This is a genomic window from Pseudomonas sp. HMWF006, from assembly GCF_003061205.1.
Lineage (GTDB): Bacteria > Pseudomonadota > Gammaproteobacteria > Pseudomonadales > Pseudomonadaceae > Aquipseudomonas > Aquipseudomonas monsensis.
The window spans coordinates 10,155-15,430 of sequence record NZ_QAIU01000639.1 but is presented as its reverse complement, the minus strand read 5'-3'; the positions used below and the strand labels follow the sequence as shown (position 1 = coordinate 15,430).

General features: G+C 65.6%; 1 protein-coding gene and 1 pseudogene. Both read left to right on the top strand.

The window, feature by feature from the left end; all coding sequences use genetic code 11:
• Nucleotides 1–4,718 (top strand): non-ribosomal peptide synthetase (locus tag DBR24_RS29655; RefSeq protein ID WP_128616473.1); only part of this gene is annotated, 4,718 nt, incomplete at its 5' end.
• Nucleotides 4,719–4,936: 218 nt separating this feature from the next.
• Nucleotides 4,937–5,276, top strand: a pseudogene (locus DBR24_RS34445) (hypothetical protein); the annotation flags it as partial.

The following is a 5,276-nucleotide window of genomic DNA, read 5'->3' as shown; positions in this document are numbered from 1 at the left end:
ATCTGCTGGAGGACAGCGCGCCGCTGGCGGTGCTGACCCAGCGTGGTTTGCGCGGGCATCTGCCGGCGTTGTCGGTGCCGGTGATCGAACTCGATCGCCCGAGCTGGCCGGCCACTGATAGTGACGCGCCAAAGGTGCCCGGACTGACTCCGGCACATCTCGCCTATGTCATTTACACCTCCGGCTCCACCGGCCTGCCCAAAGGGGTGATGGTCGAGCACCGGACCCTGTGCAATCTGGTGGATTGGCACGCTGACGCGTTCGATCTGCAGGCCGGCAGCCAGACCTCGAGCCTCGCCGGATTCGGTTTCGATGCGATGGCCTGGGAAGTCTTGCCGGCGCTGTGCGTGGGTGCGACCTTGCACCTGGCACCCGCCAGCGAGGGCAGCGAAGACATTGGTGCGCTGCTCGACTGGTGGCGGGCGCAACCACTGGAGGTGAGTTTTCTGCCGACCCCGATCGCCGAATACGCCTTCAGCCGCCAGCTCGATCATCCGACCTTGCGCACGCTGCTGATCGGTGGTGATCGCCTGCGCCAGCCCCCGCGCCCGCAATCGTTCGCGGTGATCAACAACTACGGCCCGACCGAAGCTACGGTGGTGGCGACCTCGGGGCGCCTCGCCGCCGGGCAGGCGCTGCACATCGGCAAGCCGGTGAGCAACGCCACGGTGTATGTGCTCGATGAACAGCAACAACCGCTGCCGCCAGGCGTGGCCGGCGAGTTGTACGTCGGTGGGGCTGGCGTGGCTCGCGGTTACCTGAACCGTGCGGACCTGAGCGCCGAACGCTTCCTGCGCGATCCGTTCAGCCGCGAAGCGGATGCGCGGATGTATCGCACCGGCGATCTGGCGCGCTGGCGCAACGACGGCACGCTGGAGTATCTGGGACGTAACGACGATCAGGTGAAAATCCGTGGCGTGCGCATCGAACCGGGAGAAATCGAGAGCGCACTCGCCAGCCATGCGGCGGTGCGCGAAGCCGTGGTGCTGGTGCGCGACGGGCAGTTGTTGGCGTGGTTCACCGAGCAGGCGCCGCTGGACATCAACCAGTTGCACGCGCACCTGAAAAGTCGCCTGAGCAGTGCCATGCTGCCGAGCGCCTACGTGCGTCTACCGGCATTGCCCCTGACCGCCAATGGCAAAGTCGACCGCAAGGCGCTGCCGGCGCCCGGGCCTGAGGACCTGATCCGCCGCGAATATGAAGCGCCGCAAGGCGAGGTTGAAATCGCTCTGGCGCAAATCTGGACGGAAGTGTTGCAAGTCGAACGGGTCGGGCGTCACGACCATTTCTTCGAGTTGGGCGGGCATTCTTTGCTCGCGGTGATACTGATCGAGCGCATGCGTCAGCTCGACTTGAGCAGTGACGTGCGCGTGTTGTTCAGTCAGCCGACCCTCGCCGCACTGGCGGCCTCGGTCGGCAGCGGGCGTGAAGTCGAGGTGTCGGCCAACCGCATCGCTGCCGACTGCACGCACATCACCCCGGCGCTGCTGCCGCTGGTGCAACTGGCGCAGGCGGACATCGAGCGCATCGTCGCCACGGTGCCCGGCGGGGCGGCCAATGTGCAGGACATTTATCCGCTGGCGCCGCTGCAGGAAGGCATCCTCTACCACCACATCACCGCCGCCCAGGGCGATCCGTACCTGCTGCAATCGCAGCTGGCGTTCGACAGCCTTGAGCGCGTCGAGGCTTTCGCCGCAGCGCTGCGCGAGGTCATGGCGCGCCACGACATTCTGCGCACGGCGGTGCTCTGGGAGGGCCTGAGCACGCCGGTGCAAGTGGTCTGGCGCGAGGCGATTCTGCCGTTGCAGGAAGTCGAATTCGACCCGGCCAACGGCCCGGTCCTCGAGCAGTTGCATGCGCGCTTCAACGCCCGGCGTTACCGCCTCGACGTCAGTCAGGCGCCGCTGATGCGTCTGGTGTACGCCAAGGATCCGGCGTTGGGCCGGGTAGTGGGGATTCTGCTGTTTCATCACCTGGCGATGGACCACATTGCCCTCGAAGTGATGCGCGGCGAGTTGCAGGCCAGCCTCTGCGGGCAGGTCGTGGAACTGGCGCCGCCGGTGCCGTATCGCAACTACGTGGCGCAGGCGCGCCTGGGTGTCAGCGAGCAGGAGCACGAGACGTTTTTCCGCGAACAACTGGCGGATATCGACGCGCCGACCCTGCCGTTCGGCCTGCAGCAAGTGCAGGGCGATGGTTGCGGCATCGACGAGGCGCAGCAGGCGCTGCCGGCAGAGGTCTATCAGCGTTTGCGCCATCAGGCGCGTCAGGCCGGGGTCAGCGTCGCGAGCCTGATCCATCTGGCGTGGGCGCGGGTGCTAGCGGCGACGTCCGGCCAGTCCAATGTGGTATTCGGCACCGTGCTGATGGGGCGGATGCAGGGCGGCGAGGGCGCCGACCGGGCGTTGGGGGTGTTCATCAACACATTGCCGCTGCGCATCGACGTCGACGCCGGGGTGCTCGACGCTGTGCGCGCTACCCATGCACGACTGACCGCACTGCTCGGGCACGAACATGCGTCGCTGGCGCTGGCCCAGCGTTGCAGCGGAGTCGCCTCACCGGCGCCGCTGTTCAGCGCGCTGCTCAACTACCGGCACAGCGATGAATCGCAACTGCTGGAACCGTCGCGGCAAGCCTGGCAAGGCATCGAAACCCTGGCCAACGAAGAACGCACCAACTATCCGCTGACCCTGAGCGTGGATGATTACGGCAACGGTTTGCGCCTCACCGGCAGGGCCGTGGCGCAGATCGGCGCGCAGCGGATCTGCGGTTATATGCAAGCCGCGCTGAGCGGCCTGGTGCAGGCGTTGGAACAGGCACCGCAACAGCCGCTGAACCGCTTGCCGATCCTGCAGGCCGAGGAGTTGCAACGCTTGCTGATCGCGTTCAACGCCACCGAGGTCGATTGCCCGCTGGAGCAGCCGCTGCACGTTTTGTTCGAAGCGCAGGTGCGGCGCAAACCCGATGCCGTTGCGCTGCAGAGCGGTGAGCGCAGCCTGACGTATCGCCAGCTCAACGAGCACGCCAACCGCCTGGCCCACCACTTGCGCGAACTCGGCGTACAGCCGGATGCGCGGGTGGCGATCTGTGTCGAGCGCGGGCTGGATCTGGTGGTCGGTTTGCTCGGCATCCTCAAGGCGGGGGGCGCCTATGTGCCGCTGGACCCGGACTATCCGCTGGAGCGTCTGAATTACATGTTGCAGGACAGCGCGCCGGTTGCCCTGCTGGTGCATGGCGCCACGCGGCAACTGTTGGGCGAGCCGGGGGTGCCGCTGCTCGACCTCGACCGCCGCACGTGGGACCAGCAACCCGCGAGCAATCTGCAGGTGCCCGGCCTCGGCGCCGCGAACCTCGCCTATATGATCTACACCTCGGGTTCTACAGGCCTGCCCAAAGGCGTGATGATCGAACACCGCAGCGCCTGCAACATGGTGCACTGGGGCTCGGTCATTTCGCCGCCAACCGGGCACGGTGCGCTGCTGCAAAAAGCGCCGTTCAGCTTCGACAGCTCGGTGTGGGAGATCTTCTGGCCGCTGTGTTCCGGCATGCGTCTGGTATTGGCCCGACCGGATGGCAACCGTGATTCGGCGTACGTGGTGCAGACCATTCGCCAGCATCAAGTGACGGTGGTCAAGTTCGTCCCGGCGTTGCTGCAGCAGTTCATCGAACAGGACGACGTCGAGCAGTGCACCAGCCTCACTGATGTCCTCAACGGTGGCGGCGAACTCAGCGCGGCACTGGCGCGGCAGGTGCGTGCCCGGTTGCCATGGGTGCGTTTGCACAACGTCTACGGCCCGACCGAAACCACGGTGGACAGCACCGGATGGACGCTGGAGCCGCACCTGCCGGTGCCGGAGAATCTGGTGCCGATCGGCAAGGCGCTGAGCAATACCCGTCTGTACGTACTCGACGCTTACGATCAACCGGTGCCGCAAGGCGTCAGCGGTCAGTTGCACATCGGCGGGGTCGGCGTGGCGCGCGGTTATCACCGATTGCCCGAGATGCAGGCCGAGCGCTTCATCGACAGCCCGTTTGTGCCCGGCGACCGGCTGTACCGCACGGGCGATCTGGTGCGCTACAACCCGCATGGCGAGCTGGAGTTCCTCGGCCGCAACGACTTCCAGATCAAGCTGCGGGGCTTGCGCCTGGAGCCGGGGGAAATCGAGGCGCGGCTGATCGAACATCCAGCGATCCGTGAAGCGCTGGTGATGGTGCGCGACGAGCGTCTGGTGGCCTGGTACACCGTGCGCTGCGGTGCAGAAGCACCGGGGCTGGAGACCTTGCGCACCCATGTGCTGGCGCGGCTGCCCGAATACATGGTGCCGGGAGCCTTTGTACGGCTCGACACTTTACCGCTGACGCCAAACGACAAGATCGACCGGAAAGCCTTGCCGGAACCGGGGGCGGACGCGCTGATCAACCGGCCTTACGTGGCGCCCGAGGGTGAAGTCGAAACCACGCTGGCACGGATCTGGGGTGAGGTGCTCGGCGTCCATCGGATCGGGCGGCATGACAACTTCTTCGAGCTCGGCGGGCATTCGTTACTCGCGGTAAGCCTGGTGGCGCGCATGCGCCAGAATGGTTTGCACACCGATGCCCGGGCGCTGTTCAGTCAGCCGACGCTGGCTGCGCTGGCGCTCAGCACCACGCGAGAGGCGCAGCACGTGGTCATCCCGAAAACCACCATCCCGAGCCTCAACCGCAAACGCCGGCTCTAGTCCGGCGCCGTTCACTACGGCTGACATCGAACCTGTGGCGAGGGCGCTTGCTCCCTCGCCACAGGTATTCGGCAACTCGTCGGCAGGGAAGGTGGCTTGTCCCCGCTTCCCATGTCAGCCCCCCATGCCCCGATGTTTTAGTTTTTCCAGGCTGCGCGCAGTTCGCACGGACTCGCGGCTGCGCGCTCATTTTTCTCGTATTTACAGCAGGTTATCCCATGCAATTCAGCGAACTGATGGCTGTTATTTCCACCCATGCGATCCGCCTTCAACAGGAAGATGAAGACCTGGTCATTCTGGGCAGCGACGACGCGCTGGATGATGCGGTGTGGGACAGTCTCGTCGCGCACAAGGCGCAACTGCTGGAACTGGTCGCCCGTCACGGCGGCGACTGGTTGAGTCCGGCGTTTCGCATCACCCCGGACATGCTGCCGCTGGTGACGCTGGATCAGCCGACCATCGACCGTATCGTCGCCGGCGTGCCGGGCGGCGCTGCCAATTTGCAGGATATTTACCCGCTGGCGCCGTTGCAGGAAGGCATGCTGTACCTGCACCTGT